Source organism: Streptococcus sp. 29892 (genome assembly GCF_032594935.1).
Lineage (GTDB): Bacteria > Bacillota > Bacilli > Lactobacillales > Streptococcaceae > Streptococcus > Streptococcus hyiners.
On sequence record NZ_CP118734.1, the window covers coordinates 926,846 to 949,698 of the forward strand.

Genomic DNA, 22,853 nt, shown 5'->3' on the forward strand with positions numbered 1-22,853 from the left:
ATGCAGACTCAACAATCTAAGTTCGCATTCGAACAAGCCCAAGCCGTTTTTCCAGGCGGAGTCAATAGTCCTGTCAGAGCCTTTAAGGCAGTTGAAGGAAATCCAGTATTTATCGACAGGGCCAAGGGTGCCTATCTTTATGATGTGGATGGAAATCGCTACATCGACTACGTTCTATCCTGGGGACCAATGATTCTAGGTCATGCAGAAGATAGAGTTATTGAAGCGGTCAAGTCAGCCGTGGAATGCGGCACCAGTTTTGGAGCACCAAGTCCCTTGGAAACTCGTTTGGGCCAGCACCTGCAGGAACGAATTCCCTATCTGGAACGGATGAGAATGGTCAGTTCGGGAACGGAAGCTACCATGAGTGCTATTCGCTTGGCACGTGGAGTAACCCGGAGGGATAAAATTGTTAAATTTGTTGGCTGTTACCATGGTCACAGTGATTCCTTCCTCGTTCAAGCAGGGTCAGGGGTTGCCACCTTTGGCTTGCCAAATTCCCCTGGGGTGACAGAAGCAACTGCTCAAGATACCATTACGTTACCTTATAATGATAAGGCCAGCCTTCAGACCTGTTTTGAAGAAATGGGTTCAGACATCGCCTGTGTCATTATCGAAGCAGTGGCGGGAAATATGGGGCTGATTCAGGCGGACCATGACTTTATCCATGTTATTCGAGAGCTCACCAGTCAATACGGTGCCTTGTTTATCATCGACGAAGTGATGACAGGTTTTAGGGCTAGTTATACTGGAGCTACTGGCTTGTACGGTGTGGAGCCAGACTTGTTGTGCTTTGGTAAGGTTGTTGGCGGAGGTTTCCCAATGGCACTCTTTGGAGGTAAGAAGAAGTACATGGACTATATCGCTCCCATGGGGGCAGTCTATCAGGCAGGTACCTTGTCAGGAAATCCCATCGCTATGACAGCTGGCTATGAAACCTTAGTGTCCTTAACACCAGAAATCTTCAAGGATATGGAAGGACGAACCAGTCAGCTTTGCCAAGGCTTGAAAGAGTTAGCTGTCAGGTATCAGATTCCCTTACAGGTTGTACAAGTTGGCACCATGTTTGGATTTTTCTTTAACGAGCGACCTGTTCGAAATTTTGAAGATTCCAAAGCCAGCGACCAGGAAGTCTTTGCTCGTGTCCATGCAGGCTTACTCAAACAAGGGATCTACCTAGCACCTTCCCAGTATGAATCAAATTTCATGTCCGCAGCTCATACCAAGGAAGATATTGATCAGACCTTGCAGGCCTTTGATACTGTTTTTGGAGAAATATATGGGTAAAATTGTCTTGGTAACTGGAGGAGCTCGAAGTGGCAAATCGCAGTTCACAGAAGAGCAAATCTGGGAGAAAAATCGTGTTTGTTATATAGCGACAGGAATGAGTTCAGGCACCGACAGTGAATGGCAGGAGCGAGTCCGACTTCACCAAGAACGCCGTCCAGCTGCTTGGACCACCCATGAACAGTTTGCGAATCTGGGATCCTGGTTGAAAGACCAAACCTACGATTATTACTTGCTGGACTGTGCCACCATGTTGACCACCAATCTCCTCTTTCAGCTGGTTGAAATCTATTTCCCTGAGAAAATAGCCATGGAGGATACCAACTTCCTAAGCAAGGAAGAACAGGCTTTTATCAGCCAACAAATCCATGCTCAATGGCAGGACATCCTACTTGCTCATAGGGCAACAGAGAGTCAGCTCTATATTGTTACCAACGAAATTGGACTGGGCATTGTTCCAGATACCAAGTTGGGACGGTATTTCCGCGATCTGCTTGGACAGGTAAATCAGTTTTTAGCGAAGGAGGCGAGTGAGGTTTATCTGGTGATTTGTGGCCTTGCTCAACGCTTAAAATGATAGATGCACTGATTATTTACACACAATTTTTTAGTCGGATTCCCATCAACAAGGAAGTGGACATTGCCCATATCCAGAAAGGAGTTCCCTACCTGACCCTATTTGGCCTCTTGCTAGGGAGTATTACAGGACTGTTTTATTTTCTAGCTCAGCTAGTTTTACCAGGGATAGTCGCGTGGTGCCTCAGTTTTCTCTTTGATGTCTTACTGACAGGTGGGTTTCACTTAGATGGCTTGGCAGATACTGCAGATGGACTTTTTTCCTCGCGAAAAAAGGAGAGAATGCTGGAAATCATGAAGGATAGTCGTATCGGTAGCAATGGTGTCCTGGCCTTGATTCTTTACTATGCTCTGATGCTGGTGGCCTATCCTTATCTTCCTGAGCCGACCTGGTTTATAGTGGCAGCCTTGGCGATGATTGGGAAGGTTGGACTAGCTCTGCAACTTTACCACATGCGCTATGCACGGGCTGAAGGTGGTACGGGCAATTTTTTCTCAGGCACGACAAGTGGTCAAATTTTCCTTTCTCAGCTCTTGCCACTAGCCAGCTTGGTTTATGTCTTTAGTTATAAAGGTTTGCTTGCCTACGGCCTTGTCTTGCTCGGTTCACAGGTCTATCGGCGGTTTGTCTACCAAAAAATTGACGGCCACACGGGTGATACTTTAGGAGCCTTTGTAGAAGTGGCTCAACTCCTATTTATTATTGGGTTAATCATATGAAAATCTACCTTATGCGTCACGGTGAAACCGATTTAAACAAGAAAAGATGTTTTTACGGAAACTTGGATGTTTCTATCAATCAAAGAGGCAGGGAGCAGGCTCTGGTTTTACATACTTTAATGCAAGATATTCCTGTTGACAAGGTCTATGTCAGCTCTTTAAGACGCAGTCAGGAAACAGCTCAACTTGTCTTTCCAGTTAGTATTCCAATTCCATTAAAAAACCTAGATGAAAAAGGTTTCGGATTGTGGGAAGGCTTGACTGCTGACCAGATTCAAGAACAATTTCCGCTGGAATGGGAGGCCTGGTTAGCTGAACCATTTACCTACAGACCACCAGAAGCGGAAGCTTTTGGGGAATTTCAAGACCGTGTTTGGAATGAAGTTGACAGATTGGTCAATGAACACCCAGGGCACTCACTGGCTCTTGTTGCTCACTTAGGTGTTTTAAGGCTGATTTACCAACGTTTAGTAGATCCATCGGCACTATTTTGGGATATTGATTTCCCACAAGGAACCGTGACTGTTGTTGAAAAAAAAGAAACATATTTTACTGCATATCTTTTAGGAAAAGAGGTTGTAGATGGTAAAAACAATTCATGATGCCGTACAAATTACGGATTACATTCACACTAGAAATCGAGTGGTGCTGGCTCCCATGACCTTGAGTGTTTGTCAACCGGGAGGCTATGTGTCACAAGATGATATTGATTTTTATGCTCGTCGTGCTGGCCAAGTAGGTATGGTCATTACAGGTAGTGCCTATGTCCATGCACAAGGTCAGGCGTTCAGGGATAGCTTTAGCGTCGCGGAAGATGATAAGATTGAAGGTTTGTCCCGCTTGGCTCACGCCATCAAGGAAAAAGGAGCTTTGGCAATCTTACAAATCTATCATGGTGGCCGCATGGTTCCTCCAGTCCTGATTGAAGGAAAACCCGTAGCCCCTAGTGCCATTATTGGTTCTCATGGCAATGTAGTGGAGCCACGTTCCCTGAAGCATTTGGAAGTAGATGAGATCTTACAAGCCTTCCTTGATGCAACTAGGAGGGCCATAAAAGCAGGTTTCGATGGGGTAGAGTTACATGGAGCTAACACCTATTTAATCCAGCAATTCCTTTCTCCCCATTCCAATCGACGGCAAGATAAGTGGGGAGGCAGTCTGAATAACCGTATGCGGTTTGCCAAGACCTTAGTTAAGCAGGTGAAAAAACTAGTCAAAGAAGAGGCAGATAGACCATTTTTGGTTGGTTATCGTTTCTCCCCAGAAGAGATTGAAGATCCAGGGATTGAATTATGGGATAGTTTACAGCTGATAGAGCAGCTAATTGCAATGGGGGTAGATTATCTTCATCTCTCCTTAAGTCATGTTTTCCGACCTTCCCTGCGGAATCCTGAAGCACCAGAGCCGATCATTCACTCAGTCATTAAAAAAATCAATGGACGGGTTCCTTTGATTGCAGTTGGTGGGGTTCAGACTAGTCAAGATGTGGAAGAAATTCTCGCAGAAGATATCCCACTCTTCTCTGTTGGTAAGGCCATGTTACTAGATCCCGACTGGCCAATCAAGGTTTCTCAAGGACGGGAGTATGACATCATTACCCGCTATCGAGATGAACTGCAAGAAGAGCTGAAACTTCCAACAGCATTTGTCAATTCCTTACGGGATTATTTGGAAGGCAACCAATGACTATTTAGAATTGGTCATCTTTTGTCTTAGAAAACTATCATAAAGGAGTAAAAGGTGAAAAAAACATTTGAAACACGCAAGCTATATTTCGGATTCCCAGTATTCTTTCTGGGATATAAAGATGATGTTCATGGATACAATATAACAACCTCAAGTTCTGCTTATTCTTTGGGCAGTATGATGGTTATTGGCATGAGGACAAAGGGAAATGCAGTAACTGAAATCAGTAAACATGGTCACTTTACTGTCAATATTCCTAGAGAAGAGTTGATTGAGGAAGTGGAACTTGCTGGTTTTAATAGCCGAAAAGATAAATTTTCCTTGACTGGTTTGACTTACACAGTTGGTGAAACAGTCGATGCTCCTTTAGTAAATGAGTGCCCAATTTCTATTGAGTGCGAAGTTGTTGAACTTGTGGAATGTGGTAAGTTGACCAACATTATTGGAAAAGTGACGCGCAGAGTAGTAGAAGAAGACTTGCTTGATGAAAATGGTGATTTTAAGGGCCATGAATTTTCGCCGATCAGCTATATCGGTGATGGTTCAGGTCGGGACTATCGTTTCTATAATGAAAAATCCTTACGAATGGGGACTCTGATCAAAAAACGAAGAGAAGCAGAAGCAAAGTCGGATTAGAACAAGAAAAAACCACCTTTGAAAAATCAAGGGTGGTTTGTAGTTTATGTTAAGAAAGCATTTATACATCTTTGTATAGTCTGTTAAGCATCATTGATTAACTGTGGCTTTCCCGATTATCGGCCCTGCTCCGTTGCAGTAAGGTAGTTTTTCTACCTTTAGAAAATGAAAGGTACTTCACGTAGAGCCAATAATGGAAAATACCGCAGTAGATGCGCTATCCAAACTGACATCACACCTTACATCGAGGCGTGAGATCTACTAAAATTTGAAACCAAAGACCTGACTTAAAGCAAAGCTTATCACAGTGGCGGGACCGCGTTGGATTTGCACCAAACTTCCATGTTTTCAAAAGTACTAAAATCAATTCCTAGCATCATCATTATAACTTATCTTCGCTAGTTTGACAACTAATTTGTATCAAAATGATGGAAATTGAGAAGCTCTCTCCATCCATAACTCGCTTTGCTATAGGAGAGCATTTTGTCGTTCATCAAGGCAGATTTTGATGGAAATATAAAAAAGAAGATGAATGCTGGGTAGCTTGAAAACTAGTCATAGATAGAAGTACTGAACGAGGGGCACAGGTTCATAGGTAGTCATTTAGGTAAGGGTGCAAGGGCAAAAAAGTTAATAAAAATATCAAGAAAAATCATTATTTCTGTTGATATGTTAATGGCTTTATGTTATAATTTTTTCGTGGTACAAAGGCGTACTAATCAATAAGCAATGTAGCTATATGAAACGACTATAACTTAATGGAGAGTTCTAGTCTGGTTTTCATATGGCTTATTTTTATGGAAAAGTTACATAGAAAGGAGAAGAAATGTACAAGATTTTCTATAAAACAGAATTGTGCATAGGTGAGGGTGCTCTAGAACAGCTAAGAAGTTATAAGAATGAGCACATCTTGGTTGTTGCAGATCCCTTCCTAAAACAAACTGGTCAGTTGGACAGTGTATTAAGTTATCTGGATTCAAGCAATCAGTGTCATGTTTTTGATGATATTGTACCAGACCCACCGATTGAAACCATAATTGCTGGTATTCAGTCTGTGGGTGGTCAACAAATCAGTATCATCCTTGCGATTGGCGGTGGTTCAGCTCTTGATGCAGCCAAGGCAATTTACTACTTTGGTAAAAAAATGGCTGTGTTTACAGATGTGACTTTAATTGCTATCCCAACAACCAGCGGTACTGGTTCGGAAGTGACGGAATTTGCCGTCATTACTGACAGGCAAAAAGAAATCAAGTATCCTTTGGTTTCAAGAGAAATACTACCCGATGTAGCCATTTTAGATTCCTGTTTAGTATCATCTCTACCAGGAAACATTACAGCAGATACGGGGATGGATGTCCTGACCCACGCTATTGAAGCCTATGTTTCGACCAAGGCAACAGATTTTTCAGATGCTCTAGCAGAAAAAGCCATTAAATTAGTTTTCGAATACCTACCTAAAGCCTACAAAAATGGAAACGATTCAGTGGCTCGTGAAAAAATGCATGTTGCGTCAACTCTGGCAGGCATGGCCTTCAATACCGCATCCTTGGGGATCAACCATGGCTTAGCCCATGCTACAGGAGCAAAATTCCATATCCCTCATGGACGAGTAAACAGTATTCTAATGCCATACGTCATCCAGTATAATGCCAATATCAGTGCTCGTGGACTAGGTGACGGTGATAGAGCAACAGCTATCCGATACCAAGAGATTGCTAAACTAATTGGTTGCAGTGCTACTAGTCCTGTTTTGGGTGTTCGACAGCTGATTGACGCTGTGAAAAAATTGCAACGAAAACTGGATTTGCCGATGACCTTACGGGAGTATGGTGTTTCTGTTAGTGATTTTAATCAGTACAAGGAAGAAATTGCAGCAGCAGCGGTAGTAGATAAGTGTACTGCTACAAATCCACGACAACCGAGCACGGAAGAAGCTTTGGTAGTTTTGGAAAATGCTTTCTAGAATTATGTTGATAATTACCCTACTTCATGTTATAATATACTAACTAGGGTGTTATCCAAACTTCTATTTGAGGGAAGGTGGACAAACTGGAAGAAAAACAGAGAATGATACAAGAGTATGTACCAGGGAAACAGATAACCCTGGCCCATCTCATTGCAAATCCTGATGAAGTTATTTATGAAAAACTTGGTTTGCTGGTCGATAAAAAAGGAGCTATTGGCATACTGACGATTACTCCTAGTGAAGCTTCCATCATTGCGGTAGATCTTGCGACCAAGGCGGCAGATGTTCAGATCGGCTTTGTTGATCGATTTAGTGGCTCTGTTGTCATGACAGGAGATGTTTCATCTGTTGAGGCTGCTCTAGTAGCTGTGTTACAAGGCTTGGAGGAAATTCTTCATTTTTCAAGTACAGTTGTAACGCGGACATAAGCTTTCAGAAGAGGTAGGTATGAAAGGTAGAATACTAATAGCAGACAAGGATCCAATGGTTAGACGTGAAGTTAGAGAACTATTGGAAAAGGCTGATTTCGAAGTTGTGGCAGAGGCTAGTGATGGCTTTGAAGCAATAGAATTAAGTCAAAAATACCGTTCGGATTTAGTTGTGATGTCTATCCAGCTACCTCTATTAGACGGTTTGACAGCCTGTAAAAAAATATTGGATGACAATCTGGCCTATAGTGTTCTCTTGTTAACTACCCAAAGTGATGAACAGTATATCGAGAAAGCCAAAAGATATGGTGTTAGTGGTTACTTAGTAAAACCTCTTGATGCTAAATCATTGATTCCTATGGTGGAAGTATGTATAGCAAGAGGTAGACAATTTCAGCACTTGACCAGTGAAATGGCTAAATTGACGAAGAAAATCAATGACCGTATCATCATTGAAAAAGCAAAAGGCTTATTGATGTCCCGTGATCATCTATCAGAATCAGCAGCCTTTAAGCATATTCGAACCATCAGTATGCAAAAGCGAGTTCCCATGGTGGAAATTGCTAAATTGTTGGTTATGCATGATGAGTTTTAATAATAGATATACAATACAGTGAACCAAGTCCTGTGATAGTAAGCAGTATTACAGGATGCTAATCGAATAGAAGAGGCTGACAATGATGTAAGCCTAAAAGCAATGACGCTTGAAGAGTGGTAATAGACGAGTTCTATTAGCATTTCTTTAAGTGTCTTTTTTTGGAGGTAAGGTGATGTCCGATAAGATTTTAAGTGTTGGCATTGATATTGGTACTGCTACGACCCAACTGGTGTTATCTGAATTGACTGTGGAGAATATTGCCTCCGTTTTCACTATTCCACGTGTCTATATAACAGATAAGAAGGTTCTATATAGGAGTGAAATTATCTTTACTCCCATCTTTGAAAATCTTTTGATAGATGTTGAGTCTATAAAAGAATTTGTCCGCTTGGAATACCAAAAAGCAGGTATTTCTAAAGATATGATTCAGATGGGGGCTGTCATCATAACGGGTGAAACAGCTAGAAAGGATAATGCTAGTCAAGTCTTAGAGGCTTTGAGTGGCTATGCTGGTGATTTTGTTGTTGCTACTGCTGGTCCAGACTTAGAGAGTATTATCTCTGGAAAGGGAGCTGGTAGCTATCAGTACTCTCAGGAACATCACACTTCTGTAGCAAATATTGATATTGGTGGTGGAACATCCAATATCTCTGTTTACCGAGAGGGTGATTTGATTGATACAGCGTGCTTTGATATTGGTGGCAGGCTTGTAAAAATTGAACCTAATAGTCACAAAATTACCTATATTGCTCCAAAACTTCAAGAAATTATTAGCCAAGAAAAATTACAATTGGCAGTAGGGGCTCAACTTAATGGTCCAGATTTAGAACGCTTAATAGGTATTTTAGTATCTGTACTGGAGCAAAGTTTGGGTCTAGATACAAATAGTCCATACTATGAGTTACTTCAGACTAATCATGGTTTGAAACTAGATTATCCTGTCAAGTGTGTTTCGTTCTCAGGGGGAGTAGCTGATGCTATTTTCCAAGCAGATCCTTCTGTTAGTGATTTTCACTATGGTGATATAGGGATACTACTTGGAAAAGCGCTAGCACAATCGAAAATATTTTCAGACAAGAAGGTAATTGAGTCAGTTGAAACCATTCGGGCTACAGTAGTTGGTGCTGGTAGTCATACGACAGAGGTAAGTGGGAGCACGATTACCTACATTTCGAAAATTTTGCCAATCAAGAATATCCCAGTTTTAAAATTATCTAGTCAAGATGAGATGGGTTCTAAGCAAATGCTGGCAGAAGCTATTAAGGAAAAAAGCCGTTGGTTCATGCTTGAAAATGAAGTGCAGGAATTAGCGCTGGCCTTAGATGGTATAAAGAGTCCAAGTTTTGTCAGGGTACAAGAATATGCTCAGGCTATTCTGGAAGGGATGAAAGATAGTATTGACCGAGGAATTCCTTTGTTGGTTGTTGTCAAGGAAGACATGGCAAAGGTACTTGGTCAAAGCTTGTTTGCATTGTTGCCTAAAGATTATCCCTTTGTTTGTATCGATTCAGTTGATGTGCAAAATGGAGATTACATTGATATTGGCAATCCGCTAATCGAAGGGTCAGTTTTACCAGTCGTTGTAAAAACCCTCGTATTTAGTTAAGTAGTCAATATCAAAAGGAGGATAAATTTAATGATATTAAAAACGAAGTTATTTGGTCGAGTCTATGAATTTCATTCTGTTAAAGAAGTCTTGGCCAAGGCTAATGAATTCAAATCAGGAGATCATTTGGCTGGCGTTGCTGCAGAGTCTGCAGAAGAACGTGTAGCAGCTAAGGTTGTCTTGGCTCAGCTCAAACTTTCTGATTTGTTTAATAACCCAGTTGTCCCTTATGAAGAGGATGAAGTAACGCGCATTATCATTGACGATGTTAATCTTCGAACCTATGAAAAAATCAAAAACTGGACGGTTGAAGAACTGCGTGAGTGGATTCTTGATAATAAAACAACAAATATTGATATTCAATGGTTGTCACGTGGTTTAACTTCAGAAATGGTTGCAGCTGTTGCTAAGCTCATGACAAACTTAGACTTGATTGTAGCAGCGCAAAAGATTGTCATTACTAAGACTGCAAATACTACCATTGGTGTTCCAGGTACCTTCTCATCTCGCTTGCAGCCTAACCACACGACGGATGATCCTGATGGAATCATGGCTTCAACAATGGAAGGCTTTGCTTATGGCTGTGGAGATGCCTTGCTTGGTTTGAACCCAGTTGATGATTCGGTAGAAAGTACCAAACGGATTTTGCATAAATTCAATGATTTTATTGAAGAGTATAAAATCCCAACTCAGCATTGTGTGCTGGCCCATGTTACAACACAGATTGAAGCCATGAATCAGGGGGCTCCAACTGGATTGGTCTTCCAGTCAATTGCAGGTTCTGAGAAAGGAAATACAGCCTTTGGTTTTGATGCTAAAATCATTCAAGAAGCTCGTGACACAGCCTTGAAAGTAGGTACAGCAGCAGGTCCAAACGTTATGTACTTTGAAACAGGTCAGGGATCAGAATTGTCCTCAGATGCCCATCATGGAGCTGACCAAGTAACTATGGAAGCACGTTGTTATGGTTTTGCCAAACGTTTTGATCCATTCCTTGTTAATACTGTAGTTGGTTTCATTGGTCCAGAGTACCTCTACGATTCCAAACAAGTTATTCGTGCGGGTTTGGAAGACCACTTCATGGGTAAATTGACAGGTATTTCAATGGGATGTGATATCTGTTACACCAACCATATGAAAGCTGATCAAAATGATGCTGAAAACCTACTTGTTCTCCTTGGTGCTGCAGGTGTCAACTATATTATGGCTATTCCACATGGTGATGATATCATGTTGAACTACCAAACAACTGGTTATCATGAAACCGCTACCATGCGTGACTTGTTAGGCAAGCGTCCAATCAAGGAATTTGAAATTTGGATGGAAAATATGGGCTTGATGAAAGATGGTCATCTGACTGAAATTGGTGGTGACGGATCAGTCTTTATGAAGTCAAAAATATAGGAGGAAGTTACTGTGAATGAACTAGAATTAAAAGAAATGATTCGTTCCATTTTGAATGAAATAACTGAAACGCCAGTTGTACCAGAAAAAATGGACACGCCTTCCTCTTCACATCAACCGAAGCAAGAAGATAGCCAAATTGAAGATGGAATCATTCCTGATATTACCGAGGTGGATATTCAGAAACAATTCCTTATTCCAAACGCGATCAATGAAGAGGCTTATCGCAAGATTAAACAATTCACTCCAGCTCGTTTAGGTTTGTGGAGAGCAGGAAATCGCTATAAAACACAAACAATTCTGCGCTTTAGAGCAGACCATGCTGCAGCTCAAGACGCAGTATTCTCCTATGTCGCAGAAGATTTTGTCAAAGAGATGGGCTTTATTCCTGTCCATACCAAGGCTTCTTCTAAGGACGAATACCTAACGCGACCTGATTTGGGAAGAATTTTCCCAGAAGATCAGCAGGAAATTATCAAAAACAGCTGTAAGAAGAATGCCAAAGTTCAAATTGTTGTAGGTGATGGATTGAGCTCGTCAGCCATTGAAGCAAACGTAAGAGATTTCCTTCCAGCTTTGAAGCAAGGTTTGAAAATGTTTGGTCTAGAATTTGATGAAGTACTCTTTATCAAACACTCTCGTGTTGGAGCTATGGATCACATTGCAGAATTAACAGGTGCAGAAGTTGTTTGTATCTTGATTGGCGAACGTCCAGGATTGGTAACAGCAGAATCTATGAGTGCATACTTGGCCTATAGACCAACGATGGGGATGCCCGAATCACGTCGGACTGTTGTATCCAATATTCACAAAGGTGGAACTCCTGCGGTAGAGGCAGGGGCATATGTTGCGGAAATCATTAAAAAGATTTTGGACAATAAAAAATCAGGTGTTGATTTGAAATAAAAAGGAGGTCCTATTGTGATAAACGAACGTTTGGGAGCATCTGTTCTTAGTGCTCTACTTATTTCCAATGTTGATGCCAGTCTGGCTGCTTCTTTGGAGTTAAAACCTCATCATCGAAGTTTGGGAATTATTACTTCAGATTGTGATGACGTAACCTATGTTGCACTGGATGAAGCAACCAAGTCTGCAGATGTTGAAGTGGTTTACGCTAGAAGTATGTACGCGGGTGCTGGGAATGCATCAACTAAATTGGCTGGTGAAGTCATTGGTATCTTAGCAGGTCCAACTCCGGAAGAAGTTCGGAGTGGCTTGGATGTTGCCATTTATGAAATTGAAAATGGCGCAAGCTTCTATAGTGCTAATGATGACAATACTATCCCATATTTTGCTCATTGTGTTTCCCGTGCGGGTTCATATCTTTCACAAGGTGCAAATGCCGACGAGGGAACTGCTATTGCCTACTTGATTGCACCGCCAGCCGAAGCCATGGTTGGACTTGATGCAGCTTTGAAAGCTTCAGATGTGACCATTGGTGCTTTCTACGGTCCACCAAGTGAAACAAACTTTGCTGGAGGTCTATTGGTGGGTTCTCAATCAGCTTGTAGGGCTGCCTGTGATGCCTTTGCAAGAACAGTTATCTCTATTGCAAGCAATCCTAAGAATTATTAAAAGGGGGATTAGATGGCTAAAAGAGCACTAGGACTAATTGAAGTAAGAGGGTATCTAGGTGCTGTTGTAGCTGCCGATATAGCTGTAAAAGCAGCCAATGTCTCCATTATCAATATTGAGAAAATCAAATCTGGTTTGAATACCGTACATATTACAGGAGATGTTGGCGCTGTAAAAGCAGCAGTAGCTGCTGCAGTCGCAGAACTCGAAAATAAATCTTTTTATCGTGGTAGCCATGTCATTGCTAGCATGGATGAGCAGACTGAAAAATTGATCAGGGCTGAGAAGAAACTCAAAAAAGAAGAGCCTCTTCCAGTCGAAGAGCGAGCTATTGCCGTAGAGCAAGCTGTGCCTCTCGCACAATCGAAGGAAGAGGTTGCTATTTCTGCAAATCTTGTAGCTAGCCCTGAGCCATCAGAAAGGACAGAGCTAGTTAATGAAGAAGCTACTGAAACTACGGAAATAGCGGAAATGCCTACAAGCATAGAAGTGGAAGCGATCGAAACACCTTTTGTTCCTAAGTTTTCACAAACAGAGCTGGAAAAATTAAAAGTTGTCAAACTCAGAAGCATTGCCTACCGTGAAAAAGATATTCAATTAAGCAAAAAAGAAATAAAATTTGCTAACAAGCGTCAGCTTGTCCAAGCCTTGATGGAACTCTCAAGAAAGGAGTAATACTGAATGTACTTAGAAGATAAGGATTTAGTATCAATACAGGAAGTTCGCAACCTTGTTCGCCAAGCAAAAAATGCTCAACGTGAACTAGCGCAGATGTCCCAAGAACAGATTGATACGATTGTCAAAGTCGTTGCAAAAGCTTGTTACGATGAGCGTGAACGACTGGCTAAGATGGCTGTTGAAGAAACTGGATTTGGTCGCTGGCAGGATAAAGTTATCAAAAATACAGTGGCTTCAAAGGTGCTTCTGGAGCATATCAAGAATATGAAGACTGTAGGTATCTTGCGCGAAGATACAGAGAAAAAGATTATCGAAGTTGGTGTACCAGTTGGTGTGATTGCTGGTCTGATTCCTTCGACAAACCCGACCTCTACTGTCATGTATAAAGCCCTCATCTCCTTGAAGGCTGGAAACAGTATTGTATTTTCTCCACACCCAAGCGCCTTGAAGTGTATTGTTGAAACAGTGGAAATTATTAAACGCGCTGCTAAAACAGCTGGCTGTCCAGATGGAGCCATCAGTGTTATCGAAAAAACTTCCATTGCGGCAACTAATGAGCTCATGCGCCACAAAGATACAAATCTTATTTTGGCAACGGGTGGTACAGCTATGGTAAAAGCAGCTTATTCATCTGGAACTCCTGCGATTGGTGTAGGACCTGGTAATGGACCAGCCTTTATCGAACGGAGTGCGGATATTCCAACAGCTGTTCGTCATATTATTGAGTCTAAAACCTTTGATAATGGTGTGATTTGTGCCTCTGAGCAATCTGTCATTGTTGAAGAGGACATGAAAGACATTGTCATCGCAGAATTTAAAAAGCAAGGTGCTTACTTCTTACCACCTGCTGATGCTAAAAAATTGGGAGAATTTATCATCCTTCCAAGCGGTGCAATGAATCCGAAAATGGTTGGTAAGACACCTCAAATCATCGCTGAGCGGGCAGGTATCTCTGTACCGGCTGACGCAAGAGTCTTGATTGCAGAAGAGTGTAGAGTTGGAAAAGATGCACCATATTCTATGGAAAAATTGGCTCCAATTCTTGGTTTCTATACTGTTAAAACATGGGAAGAGGCTTGTGATTTAAGTATTAAAATTCTGCATCATGAAGGGGTTGGACATACCCTATCCATCCACTCTAAGAATGATGAGATTATTCGTGAGTTCGCCCTGAAAAAACCAGTTTCCCGTCTATTAGTCAATACACCTGCAGCTCTTGGTGGTGTTGGTGGCACAACAGGTTTGTTCCCAGCCTTTACCTTAGGCTGTGGGGCAGTCGGAGGAAGTGCCACATCTGATAACGTTAGTCCACACAATCTTTATAATATCCGTCGTGTTGCTTACGGAACATCTGAATACACAGATTTCTTAAAAGCTGAAAATCTAATGGATAGTTATAGAGGGACAACAACTGATACAAATATAAGCTCAGGTCCAACTTCAAGTACCAACGAAGATGAGCTTGTTGAATTACTTGTAAAACAAGTATTAGCTAAATTAGGTCAATAAAAAATAATTTTTGGAGGTCATAACAATGGCAAGTGCAAATGCATTAGGAATGGTAGAAACACGCGGCTTGGTTGGCGCAATCGAAGCAGCAGATGCAATGGTCAAAGCAGCAAACGTTACCCTTGTAGGTAAAGAACAAGTTGGTGGTGGTTTGGTGACTGTCTTGGTTCGTGGTGATGTTGGTGCGGTTAAAGCTGCGACAGATGCAGGTGCAGCAGCAGCAGAAAATGTTGGTGAATTAGTATCTGTACACGTTATCCCACGTCCACATTCAGAAGTAGAAGTAATTTTACCTCAAGCTAAAAAAGAAGAAGAATAAAAAATCGGAGGAAATAACAATGGCAAACGCAAACGCATTAGGAATGGTAGAAACACGCGGCTTGGTTGGCGCAATCGAAGCAGCAGATGCAATGGTCAAAGCAGCAAACGTTACCCTTGTAGGTAAAGAACAAGTTGGTGGTGGTTTGGTGACTGTCTTGGTTCGTGGTGATGTTGGTGCGGTTAAAGCTGCGACAGATGCAGGTGCAGCAGCAGCAGAAAATGTTGGTGAATTAGTATCTGTACACGTCATTCCACGTCCACATTCAGAAGTAGAAGTAATTTTACCAAAATAGCGAATAAGTGTACTGGCTACCTAGATGTGTAAAAGGATTTGGGTAGCCAGTTGATTAAAAAATCGTTAAAGGATGTGAGTGTATGTCGGTTTTTACAGAAGTAAAGATTAGAAAGCTGCTCAAGGAGCTTTCTATTGCTGACGGAGGAGTTTTCCAGTTAGGTGAACATGAAAAACTGACTCCATCAGCAAGAAGTTACTTGAATGACCATCATATTCGAGTGGTCCAAACGCGTTCCAATAATCAGCAACTTACGACATCTCCACAAGCGATACATCAAAAAGTAACTACTTTAGAAGATTCAGCAATCTATCCAATATTGTTTCGTCTGACGACACTTTATCCACATTTTCTTAAAAGTAAACGTGAACTCTATCTTTCATTCGAACAATCAAAATTTGAGAAAGTTAGCAAAGTATTGACAATGATTGAAGGTATGGTATCTGGTCAGATACTGGATGAACTTCACGATTATGATGAACTATTCCCGTCGGTGACAGAACTAGAAGAATATAGTCAGCAAAGGGAACTGGATTTTACAAAGCTTTCCTTAACCTGTGCTGTAACTAACTGGAAACTAGCTCTGTACGAAACTTACATAGCCTTAGCTACGCTTGAACAGGAGCTATCGCTGATAGGTTCTCGAGAAAATGATGTATATTTGGCTAAGCTAACTCATTTATTGCATTCTACTCAGATTTTCCTATGGATGACAATGGATGAGTGAAAGGTAAGGTGTGATTAGAATGGAAATAAAAGAGCTAATTGATAAGATTGCTACAAGAGTTCAGGATGAATTAGAAGGAAGTTTTGAAATTGAGGCGAGTGGACGCCATATCCACCTTTCTCAAGAAGATTTAGAAACCTTATTTGGAAAAGATTATTCTCTAACCAAAGCTAAAGATTTATCCCAACCTGGACAATTTGCTTGTAAAGAACGTTTGACAATTTTAGGTCCAAAAGGTTCCTTCCAAAATGTGGTGATACTCGGTCCTGTTCGTGGTGCTACACAAGTTGAAGTATCGTTGACAGATTGCTTGAAGCTAGGTGTCAATGCTCCTATTCGAGAGAGCGGACAGATTGAGGATACTCCAGGAATTGTCTTGATAAATGGAAGTAAGGTAGTATCTCTGGATAAGGGATTGATTGTTGCTAAACGTCATATTCATATGACCCCAGAAGATGCTGCTAAAGCTAATGTAGTGAATAAGGAAATTGTGCAAGTACAAGTAGGGGGAGAAAGAGGGCTGATTTTTGATGATGTAGTCATCCGAGTTCACCCTAAGTTTGCAACTTATATGCACATTGACTATGATGAAGCCAATGCTTGTGGATATAAAAAAGGAATGCGTGGTCGCATTATCAAAAAAGGATAGAGATGGTTTAGAAAGGATTAAAAATGGATAACTTAGAATTTTTAGTTCAAGAGATTACCAATCGCCTTCTAGACCGTCTGAATAGTAGTTCCCATCAAATCAGTCTGTATCTTATCGGTGATAAATCAGTAGGCGGTTTCTTAGATGGAGAGTATCGTATTGTAGAAGGTATTGATGAGGCAGAGCATATCATTGCAAATGGTTTGCCCTTAGAGTCCCTCTTGCGAATTGCTCAGCTTTGTCCCAATAGTTTAGAGGAGATGGAAGTTGTTACTAGTTTGTTAGCAGGTAGAAAGGTCTTGGTTTCAAAGGAATCATTTGCCATAGACTGCTATAGACAGTCAGCTAAGAACTTACTCTTCCAAGAACTACTTCAAAGAAAATTGAAACTGGAGCAATATGGTGTGCAGTTTTACTCACAGAAAGACTTGCCAGCCTTATTGAAACAAGAACATATGGAGGTTCAATCCACTCATCAAACTCCTGAGAAAAATGTTTCAAAGAAGGTCAAACTCATTACAGAATCTAGGCTGAGAGCTTTAGAATTGGAAGATGATGGAGTATTTCATGTTGAAAAGGGAACCATTATAACAGCCTTGGCGCGCGACTATCTAAATCGTCGTAGAATAACAATCATAGAATAAAAGGAGAGAGAGTATGTTTGTTGGAACAGTAAAAGGGAGTCTTTGGGCTACTAGAAAAGATGAGAACTTAAATGGATTGAAGTTTTTAGTGGTCGAGCGCCAACTAAATGAACAACAAACAGATCCATCTTTGGTTGTTGTCGCAGATTGCATCGGTGCTGGGGAAGGTGATCAGGTAATGGTGACTACAGGCAGTGCAGCTAGAGTTAGCTTGAATAGAGAAAATGTTCCTGTTGATATGGTCGTTGTCGCAATTATCGACAAAGTTGAGTACACAGCTGATGCAGAATAAATTCACTAGAAAGTGAGAAGGGGAATTATGAGTATAAATGAAATCATCATCTACATCATGGTCCTATTTATGTTGGCCGGTGCAGTTGATAAATGTATCGGAGGGAAATTAGGACTTAGTGAAAAATTTGAGGAAGGTATCATGGCCATGGGGGCTTTGGCACTTTCGATGGCCGGTATTATGGTTGTTGCACCATTATTAGCGGATATTCTCAAACCAATTATTGTCCCACTATATGGCATGGTTGGAGCAGACCCATCTATTTTTGCTACAACGTTCATTGCTAACGATATGGGTGGAGCACCATTAGCTCTTAGTCTAGCTGATGATCCAGTAGTTGGAAACTTTGCTGCCTATGTATTAGGTTCTATGATGGGGCCAACTATCGTATTTACTATCCCAGTTGCCTTGGGAATCATCGAGAAAGATGATCGTCCACTATTAGCTAGGGGTATTTTATACGGCTTAGTGACAGTTCCGGTGGGTTGTTTAGTTGGAGGATTCTTGGTTCCAGGCTTATCTGCAGGAACATTAATGATTAACCTCATTCCAATAGTGATTGTTTCTGCATTGATTTTTGTCGGTCTATTATTAGCACCAAATGGAATGATAAAAGGATTTGAGATTTTTGGTCATATCATTGTAGTGATTGCAACTCTCGGTTTGGCCTTTGGTGCAGCACAGCTATTGACAGGCAATGAATGGTTAAATAGCCTTTATCCGAGTGGAGCTGAAACTCTTATGGAAGCCTTTGGTGTAGTTGGTTCCATTGCAGTGACCTTAGCAGGAGCCTTTGGTTTAGTAGCTATCTTTACAAAGGTTGCCAACAAACCACTCTCAGCAATTGGTAAATCTCTTGGTATGAATGAAGTCGGTGCAGCAGGTCTAGTCGCATCTTTGGCCAACAATATTGCCATGTTCCAAATGATGAAAGACATGGACAAACGAGGTAAGATTATTAACGTTGCCTTTGCTGTATCAGCATCATTTGTTATCGGCGATCACTTGGGCTTCACAGCAGGTCAAAATCCAGATATGATTCTTCCGATGATGGTCGGAAAATTGGTTGGTGGTGTAACAGCAGTCCTACTTGCTTTTGTGCTCACTAAAAAAGAAGCTGAGTAGAGGAGGACTTTATGAGTGACATCAATCGTAGCCAGATAGAAGAACTGGTTAGAAAAATTTTATTAGAAAGTTTTGTAGCTGGAGATGCCTTTAAAAAGTCTAGTTCGACAGGTATTATTTCACTAAGCCTGCCTCATATTGAGGTTAGACCTGAGGATCGTTTAGACACAGGCAATAGCAAGGATGTGGTCTATACCCGTGACCTCCTAACTTTGGAAGAAAGTCCTCGTCTGGGACTTGGCTTAATGACAATGGAAAAAACAACATTCCCATGGCATCTTGACTATGATGAAGTGGATTATGTCATTGAAGGACAATTGGATATTATTACTGGCAATGAGGTGATGACCGCGGGTCCTGGTGAAATTCTCTTTATTCCTAAGGGAAGTGATATTCAATTTTCTGTCAAAGATATGGCAAGGTTTATCTATGTAACCTATCCTGCGGATTGGCAAAATCAATAAAAATTTTTAAAACAAAATGTAAGCGTTATCGCATTAGGCGATGTAAATGAAAACAAAAAAATAGAGGAAGATTATTATGGCAAACAAATGTAATGTTACCGAATTTATTGGTTCAAACCCTATTGGTGATACTATTGGATTGGTGATTGCAAATGTCGATCAACAAGTACTCAGTGCGATGAAGTTGGAAAAATCTTACCGTTCACTTGGTGTGGTAGGTGCTCGTACTGGTGCTGGTCCTCACATTATGGCTGCAGATGAAGCAGTAAAAGCAACCAACACAGAAATTGTTAAAATTGAATTACCACGTGATACCAAAGGTGGTGCTGGTCACGGTAGCTTGATTATCTTTGGTGGTGATGATGTTTCAGACGTGAAACGGGCGGTAGAAGTAACTCTTGGTGATATTGCTCGTACATTCGGTGATGTCTATGCCAATGAAGCAGGGCATATCGAATTGCAATATACTGCTCGTGCTAGCCATGCTTGTCAAGCGGCTTTCGGTGCAGAAGTTGGTCGTGCCTTTGGTCTCATTGTAGGTGCACCAGCAGCAATTGGTGTTGTAATGGCTGATACAGCTGTAAAAGCTGCAGATGTTGATGTAATCGGATATGCTTCTCCAGGAAATGGAACAAGTAATTCAAATGAAACCATTCTCTTCATCAGTGGTGATTCTGGTGCTGTTCGTCAAGCTGTGATTTCTGCACGTGAAATCGGTAAAGAATTATTAGGTACGCTTGGTGATACTCCAGTTAACTCTCAACCTTCATACATCTGATAGATAGGGAGAAAGAAATATGAAATCAAAACGTTTTGAGGCATTAAGTAACCGCCCAATCAACCAAGACGGATTTGTAACAGAGTGGGTTGAAGAAGGTCTTATTGCAATGGAAAGCCCCAACGATCCAAAACCAAGTATCAAAATTGTCAATGGTAAAGTGGTTGAATTGGATGGGAAGCCAAAAGAAGAATTTGACTTGATTGATCAGTTTATTGCAAACTACGGTATTGATTTGGCTCATGCAGAAGAAGTAGTGAAGATGGACTCGAAAGAAATTGCCAATATGATTTTGACTCCTTCTGTACCTCGTTCTGAAATTGTTAAATTGACCAAGGCTATGACTCCAGCTAAAATTGTTGAAGTTGTCAGCCACATGAACGTAGTTGAAATTATGATGGCTGTTCAGAAAATGCGTACCCGCAAACAGACAGCTACTCAATCACACGTTACTAACGTAAACGATAACCCTGTTCAAATTGCAGCGGATGCGGCAGAAGGTGCCCTTCGTGGATTTGCAGAGCAAGAAACAACAGTTGCGGTTGCTCGCTACGCCCCATTCAACGCCCTAGGGATTATGATTGGTTCTCAAGTTGGTCGTCCAGGCGTATTGACCCAATGTGCCCTGGAAGAAGCAACTGAGCTGGACCTTGGTATGAGAGGATTTACAGCCTACGCTGAAACCATTTCTGTTTATGGTACTGAAGATGTCTTTACAGACGGTGACGATACTCCGTGGTCTAAAGCCTTCTTGGCATCTGCCTATGCTTCTCGTGGTCTGAAGATGCGTTTCACATCAGGTACTGGTGCCGAAGTGCAGATGGGGCAAGCAGAAGGCAAATCCATGCTCTATCTTGAAGCTCGTTGCTTGTATATTACAAAAGCAGCTGGTGTACAAGGTACCCAAAACGGTTCTGTATCTTGTATCGGTATTCCTGCGGCCGTTCCAAGTGGTATCCGTGCAGTCATTGCTGAAAACTTGATTGCTACCATGCTTGACTTGGAATGTGCTTCTTCAAATGACCAAACCTTTACTCACTCAGACCTTCGTCGCTCTGTCCGCACCTTGATGCAATTGGCACCAGGTACAGACTTTATTAACTCAGGTTACTCTTCTACACCAAACTACGACAATATGTTTGCTGGCTCTAACTGGGATGCAGAAGACTACGATGATTATAATATCTTGCAACGTGACTTGCGTGTTGATGGTGGTTTGCGTCCAGCTCGCGAAGAGGAAGTTGTTCAAGTTCGCCGTAAAGCAGCCAAAGTTATGCAAGCCCTCTTCAAAGGTCTTGGTTTACCAGCTATTACAGATGAGGAAGTTGAAGCAGCTACCTACGCCCATGGTTCAAAAGATATGCCAGAGCGTGACAAGGTTGAAGACATCAAGGCAGCTGTTAATCTCTTAGAACGCGGTGTACAAGGCGTAGACCTCATTAAAGCCCTTGCCAATAATGGTTTCCCAGATGTTGCCAATGAGCTTGTAAATCTCTTCAAACAACGTGTTGCTGGAGATTTCTTGCAAACATCAGCAATCTTTGACCGCAATTGGAATGTTATCTCTGCAATCAACTCACCAAATGACTATGTCGGTGTCGGCACAGGTCACCGTCTGGTTGGAGAAGAGTGGGAAAAAGTGAAGAACATTCCAAATGCCATTGATCCACGTGATATCTAGGAGGTAATCATTATGACAACCATCAATGAGGACGTACTACGTTCCATTATTGCAGAAGTAATCAAGGAAGTTGGCCTGACAAATCCTACTCCTGCAACTCAAACTACTACAACTACCAAGAAAGAAGTCCTGCCAGAAAAGGCTGTTGTTCGCACCATTGGCGTTGCCAAACCAAGTCAATCTGTTGATGAAGTGGTTATTGCAGTTGGTCCTGCTTTTGGCACACAACAAACCAAGACCATGGTTGATATCCCTCATACCGAAGTGTTACGACAAGTGATTGCAGGTATTGAAGAAGAAGGGCTGAAAGCGCGTGTTGTCAAGGTTTATCGCTCATCAGACGTTGCCTTTGTGGCAGTAGAAGGCGACCACCTATCTGGTTCAGGCATTTCAATCGGTATTCAGTCTAAGGGAACAACAGTTATTCACCAAAGAGATTTACCACCATTGAGTAACCTAGAACTCTTCCCACAAGCACCACTCTTGACAGCTGATACCTATCGTTTAATTGGTAAAAATGCTGCTAAATATGCCAAAGGTGAAACACCAAACCCAGTTCCAACCTTGAATGACCAAATGGCTCGTCCTAAGTACCAAGCCTATTCAGCCTTGCTTCATATCAAAGAAACCAAGCTTGTTGAAAAAGGTCGTCCAGCTGATGAAATTGAATTGATTTAAGAAAATCTTCAAGGAGAAATCGAAATGAGTGAATCAGTAGAACTATTAGTAAGAAAAATCTTAGAAGAGATGAATGGACACGACAAACCTGTAACCAGTGGTCTACCAAAAGGTACAGAAGCTACTGCAGCAGACTATCCGATTGCACAAAAACACCCAGACTGGATTGTTGTTGGTGATAACAAGAAATTTGAAGACATTACCTTGGAAAATATTGTCAATGGTAGTATCACTTCAAAAGACTTGCGGATTAAGCCAGAAATCCTCTTAAAACAAGGTGAAATCGCACGTAATGCAGGTCGTGAAGCTATCGAATACAATTTCTCACGCGCGGCAGAATTGACCAAGGTACCAGATGAACGTGTATTGGAAATCTATAATGCCCTTCGTCCGTACCGTTCTTCTAAGCAAGAACTATTAGACATCGCAAATGAACTTGAAAATGTCTATGGCGCGAAAATCTGTTCAGGATTTGTCCGTGAAGCAGCAGAACACTATGAACGCCGTAAGAAACTAAAAGGTGATAACTAAT

Annotated in this window: 27 protein-coding genes and 1 riboswitch; all 27 genes read left to right on the forward strand. The window is 41.5% G+C overall.

Annotated features, from left to right (window positions below; all coding sequences use genetic code 11):
- The 27 genes from hemL to PW220_RS04800 all read left to right on the forward strand — a co-directional run bounded on the left by hemL (window position 1) and on the right by PW220_RS04800 (window position 22,852).
- The gene (hemL, locus tag PW220_RS04670; RefSeq protein WP_248054789.1) at window positions 1-1,287 is read left to right on the forward strand and encodes a glutamate-1-semialdehyde 2,1-aminomutase; all 1,287 of its coding nucleotides are present in this window, start codon (window positions 1-3) and stop codon (window positions 1,285-1,287) included.
- Complete coding sequence (gene cobU, locus PW220_RS04675) at window positions 1,280-1,864, forward strand: bifunctional adenosylcobinamide kinase/adenosylcobinamide-phosphate guanylyltransferase (protein WP_248054323.1); 585 nt, start codon at window positions 1,280-1,282, stop codon at window positions 1,862-1,864. Before hemL ends, cobU begins: the two co-directional genes overlap by 8 nt.
- On the forward strand, window positions 1,861-2,583 hold the full coding sequence (cobS, locus tag PW220_RS04680) for an adenosylcobinamide-GDP ribazoletransferase (RefSeq protein ID WP_248050873.1): 723 nt from the start codon (window positions 1,861-1,863) through the stop codon (window positions 2,581-2,583). Before cobU ends, cobS begins: the two co-directional genes overlap by 4 nt.
- Window positions 2,580-3,185, forward strand: coding sequence for a histidine phosphatase family protein (locus PW220_RS04685; RefSeq protein WP_248054322.1), 606 nt, complete (start codon window positions 2,580-2,582; stop codon window positions 3,183-3,185). The genes cobS and PW220_RS04685 overlap by 4 nt, the downstream gene beginning before the upstream one ends.
- On the forward strand, window positions 3,166-4,269 hold the full coding sequence (locus PW220_RS04690) for an NADH-dependent flavin oxidoreductase (RefSeq protein ID WP_024380901.1): 1,104 nt from the start codon (window positions 3,166-3,168) through the stop codon (window positions 4,267-4,269). Before PW220_RS04685 ends, PW220_RS04690 begins: the two co-directional genes overlap by 20 nt.
- A 54-nt stretch (window positions 4,270-4,323) precedes the next feature.
- Entirely contained in the window at window positions 4,324-4,905 is a 582-nt protein-coding gene (locus tag PW220_RS04695; RefSeq protein WP_248054320.1) for a flavin reductase family protein, read from the forward strand.
- A gap of 224 nt (window positions 4,906-5,129) precedes the next feature.
- A riboswitch (adenosylcobalamin (AdoCbl) riboswitch) is annotated at window positions 5,130-5,274 on the reverse strand.
- A 457-nt stretch (window positions 5,275-5,731) separates the two neighbouring features.
- A complete protein-coding gene (locus PW220_RS04700) occupies window positions 5,732-6,868 on the forward strand; it encodes a 1-propanol dehydrogenase PduQ (protein WP_248050864.1) in 1,137 nt (378 codons plus the stop codon).
- Window positions 6,869-6,954: 86 nt separating this feature from the next.
- On the forward strand, window positions 6,955-7,299 hold the full coding sequence (gene eutS, locus PW220_RS04705; protein WP_024380898.1) for an ethanolamine utilization microcompartment protein EutS: 345 nt from the start codon (window positions 6,955-6,957) through the stop codon (window positions 7,297-7,299).
- Between the two features lie 19 nt (window positions 7,300-7,318).
- Window positions 7,319-7,894, forward strand: a complete 576-nt coding sequence (locus PW220_RS04710) for an ANTAR domain-containing response regulator (protein WP_024380897.1) — start codon at window positions 7,319-7,321, stop codon at window positions 7,892-7,894.
- A gap of 175 nt (window positions 7,895-8,069) precedes the next feature.
- Entirely contained in the window at window positions 8,070-9,503 is a 1,434-nt protein-coding gene (eutA, locus tag PW220_RS04715) for an ethanolamine ammonia-lyase reactivating factor EutA (RefSeq protein ID WP_248054318.1), read from the forward strand.
- A gap of 30 nt (window positions 9,504-9,533) precedes the next feature.
- The gene (locus PW220_RS04720; RefSeq protein WP_024380895.1) at window positions 9,534-10,907 is read left to right on the forward strand and encodes an ethanolamine ammonia-lyase subunit EutB; all 1,374 of its coding nucleotides are present in this window, start codon (window positions 9,534-9,536) and stop codon (window positions 10,905-10,907) included.
- A 12-nt stretch (window positions 10,908-10,919) separates the two neighbouring features.
- On the forward strand, window positions 10,920-11,813 hold the full coding sequence (gene eutC / locus PW220_RS04725) for an ethanolamine ammonia-lyase subunit EutC (protein WP_024380894.1): 894 nt from the start codon (window positions 10,920-10,922) through the stop codon (window positions 11,811-11,813).
- A gap of 15 nt (window positions 11,814-11,828) precedes the next feature.
- Window positions 11,829-12,482, forward strand: coding sequence for an ethanolamine utilization microcompartment protein EutL (gene eutL / locus PW220_RS04730; protein ID WP_024380893.1), 654 nt, complete (start codon window positions 11,829-11,831; stop codon window positions 12,480-12,482).
- 12 nt (window positions 12,483-12,494) lie between these two features.
- Complete coding sequence (locus PW220_RS04735; protein ID WP_316716456.1) at window positions 12,495-13,157, forward strand: BMC domain-containing protein; 663 nt, start codon at window positions 12,495-12,497, stop codon at window positions 13,155-13,157.
- 6 nt (window positions 13,158-13,163) lie between these two features.
- Window positions 13,164-14,669 (forward strand): acetaldehyde dehydrogenase (acetylating), encoded by a 1,506-nt coding sequence (locus tag PW220_RS04740; RefSeq protein WP_024380891.1) that lies wholly within the window; start codon window positions 13,164-13,166, stop codon window positions 14,667-14,669.
- A gap of 25 nt (window positions 14,670-14,694) precedes the next feature.
- Window positions 14,695-14,988, forward strand: coding sequence for an ethanolamine utilization microcompartment protein EutM (eutM, locus tag PW220_RS04745; protein WP_024380890.1), 294 nt, complete (start codon window positions 14,695-14,697; stop codon window positions 14,986-14,988).
- Window positions 14,989-15,007: 19 nt separating this feature from the next.
- Window positions 15,008-15,283 carry a propanediol utilization microcompartment protein PduA gene (gene pduA, locus PW220_RS04750; protein WP_024380889.1) on the forward strand — a complete coding sequence of 92 codons (276 nt, stop codon included), beginning with the start codon at window positions 15,008-15,010 and terminating at the stop codon, window positions 15,281-15,283.
- Window positions 15,284-15,365: 82 nt separating this feature from the next.
- Window positions 15,366-16,010: a hypothetical protein gene (locus tag PW220_RS04755; protein ID WP_248054316.1), complete on the forward strand. Its 645-nt coding sequence runs from the start codon at window positions 15,366-15,368 to the stop codon at window positions 16,008-16,010.
- A 19-nt stretch (window positions 16,011-16,029) separates the two neighbouring features.
- The gene (gene eutD, locus PW220_RS04760) at window positions 16,030-16,659 is read left to right on the forward strand and encodes an ethanolamine utilization phosphate acetyltransferase EutD (protein WP_248054315.1); all 630 of its coding nucleotides are present in this window, start codon (window positions 16,030-16,032) and stop codon (window positions 16,657-16,659) included.
- Window positions 16,660-16,682: 23 nt separating this feature from the next.
- On the forward strand, window positions 16,683-17,303 hold the full coding sequence (locus tag PW220_RS04765; RefSeq protein WP_248054313.1) for an ethanolamine utilization protein: 621 nt from the start codon (window positions 16,683-16,685) through the stop codon (window positions 17,301-17,303).
- Between the two features lie 13 nt (window positions 17,304-17,316).
- Entirely contained in the window at window positions 17,317-17,595 is a 279-nt protein-coding gene (locus PW220_RS04770; RefSeq protein ID WP_024380885.1) for a EutN/CcmL family microcompartment protein, read from the forward strand.
- 27 nt (window positions 17,596-17,622) lie between these two features.
- Window positions 17,623-18,720: an ethanolamine utilization protein EutH gene (locus PW220_RS04775; protein WP_024380884.1), complete on the forward strand. Its 1,098-nt coding sequence runs from the start codon at window positions 17,623-17,625 to the stop codon at window positions 18,718-18,720.
- Window positions 18,721-18,731: 11 nt separating this feature from the next.
- A complete protein-coding gene (locus PW220_RS04780) occupies window positions 18,732-19,184 on the forward strand; it encodes a cupin domain-containing protein (RefSeq protein ID WP_248054311.1) in 453 nt (150 codons plus the stop codon).
- A 76-nt stretch (window positions 19,185-19,260) separates the two neighbouring features.
- On the forward strand, window positions 19,261-19,962 hold the full coding sequence (pduB, locus tag PW220_RS04785; protein ID WP_024380882.1) for a propanediol utilization microcompartment protein PduB: 702 nt from the start codon (window positions 19,261-19,263) through the stop codon (window positions 19,960-19,962).
- Between the two features lie 19 nt (window positions 19,963-19,981).
- Window positions 19,982-21,643, forward strand: coding sequence for a propanediol/glycerol family dehydratase large subunit (locus PW220_RS04790; RefSeq protein ID WP_024380881.1), 1,662 nt, complete (start codon window positions 19,982-19,984; stop codon window positions 21,641-21,643).
- A 12-nt stretch (window positions 21,644-21,655) separates the two neighbouring features.
- A complete protein-coding gene (locus PW220_RS04795; protein WP_024380880.1) occupies window positions 21,656-22,321 on the forward strand; it encodes a propanediol/glycerol family dehydratase medium subunit in 666 nt (221 codons plus the stop codon).
- 69 nt (window positions 22,322-22,390) lie between these two features.
- Window positions 22,391-22,852 (forward strand): diol dehydratase small subunit, encoded by a 462-nt coding sequence (locus PW220_RS04800; protein ID WP_392339006.1) that lies wholly within the window; start codon window positions 22,391-22,393, stop codon window positions 22,850-22,852.
- The last annotated feature ends 1 nt before the right edge of the window (window position 22,853 follow it).

What these genes read in the sequence shown, in the direction of transcription:
- PW220_RS04740 (WP_024380891.1), top strand. Translation starts at nt 13,164, where the DNA reads ATGTACTTAGAAGATAAGGATTTAGTATCAATACAGGAAGTTCGCAAC.
- hemL (WP_248054789.1), top strand. Translation starts at nt 1, where the DNA reads ATGCAGACTCAACAATCTAAGTTCGCATTCGAACAAGCCCAAGCCGTT.
- eutD (WP_248054315.1), top strand. Translation starts at nt 16,030, where the DNA reads ATGGAAATAAAAGAGCTAATTGATAAGATTGCTACAAGAGTTCAGGAT.
- PW220_RS04735 (WP_316716456.1), top strand. Translation starts at nt 12,495, where the DNA reads ATGGCTAAAAGAGCACTAGGACTAATTGAAGTAAGAGGGTATCTAGGT.
- eutM (WP_024380890.1), top strand. Translation starts at nt 14,695, where the DNA reads ATGGCAAGTGCAAATGCATTAGGAATGGTAGAAACACGCGGCTTGGTT.
- PW220_RS04685 (WP_248054322.1), top strand. Translation starts at nt 2,580, where the DNA reads ATGAAAATCTACCTTATGCGTCACGGTGAAACCGATTTAAACAAGAAA.
- PW220_RS04710 (WP_024380897.1), top strand. Translation starts at nt 7,319, where the DNA reads ATGAAAGGTAGAATACTAATAGCAGACAAGGATCCAATGGTTAGACGT.
- PW220_RS04795 (WP_024380880.1), top strand. Translation starts at nt 21,656, where the DNA reads ATGACAACCATCAATGAGGACGTACTACGTTCCATTATTGCAGAAGTA.
- pduA (WP_024380889.1), top strand. Translation starts at nt 15,008, where the DNA reads ATGGCAAACGCAAACGCATTAGGAATGGTAGAAACACGCGGCTTGGTT.
- PW220_RS04790 (WP_024380881.1), top strand. Translation starts at nt 19,982, where the DNA reads ATGAAATCAAAACGTTTTGAGGCATTAAGTAACCGCCCAATCAACCAA.
- eutA (WP_248054318.1), top strand. Translation starts at nt 8,070, where the DNA reads ATGTCCGATAAGATTTTAAGTGTTGGCATTGATATTGGTACTGCTACG.
- PW220_RS04775 (WP_024380884.1), top strand. Translation starts at nt 17,623, where the DNA reads ATGAGTATAAATGAAATCATCATCTACATCATGGTCCTATTTATGTTG.
- PW220_RS04770 (WP_024380885.1), top strand. Translation starts at nt 17,317, where the DNA reads ATGTTTGTTGGAACAGTAAAAGGGAGTCTTTGGGCTACTAGAAAAGAT.
- PW220_RS04690 (WP_024380901.1), top strand. Translation starts at nt 3,166, where the DNA reads ATGGTAAAAACAATTCATGATGCCGTACAAATTACGGATTACATTCAC.
- cobS (WP_248050873.1), top strand. Translation starts at nt 1,861, where the DNA reads ATGATAGATGCACTGATTATTTACACACAATTTTTTAGTCGGATTCCC.
- PW220_RS04800 (WP_392339006.1), top strand. Translation starts at nt 22,391, where the DNA reads ATGAATGGACACGACAAACCTGTAACCAGTGGTCTACCAAAAGGTACA.
- PW220_RS04780 (WP_248054311.1), top strand. Translation starts at nt 18,732, where the DNA reads ATGAGTGACATCAATCGTAGCCAGATAGAAGAACTGGTTAGAAAAATT.
- PW220_RS04765 (WP_248054313.1), top strand. Translation starts at nt 16,683, where the DNA reads ATGGATAACTTAGAATTTTTAGTTCAAGAGATTACCAATCGCCTTCTA.
- PW220_RS04720 (WP_024380895.1), top strand. Translation starts at nt 9,534, where the DNA reads ATGATATTAAAAACGAAGTTATTTGGTCGAGTCTATGAATTTCATTCT.
- PW220_RS04700 (WP_248050864.1), top strand. Translation starts at nt 5,732, where the DNA reads ATGTACAAGATTTTCTATAAAACAGAATTGTGCATAGGTGAGGGTGCT.
- PW220_RS04755 (WP_248054316.1), top strand. Translation starts at nt 15,366, where the DNA reads ATGTCGGTTTTTACAGAAGTAAAGATTAGAAAGCTGCTCAAGGAGCTT.
- pduB (WP_024380882.1), top strand. Translation starts at nt 19,261, where the DNA reads ATGGCAAACAAATGTAATGTTACCGAATTTATTGGTTCAAACCCTATT.
- cobU (WP_248054323.1), top strand. Translation starts at nt 1,280, where the DNA reads ATGGGTAAAATTGTCTTGGTAACTGGAGGAGCTCGAAGTGGCAAATCG.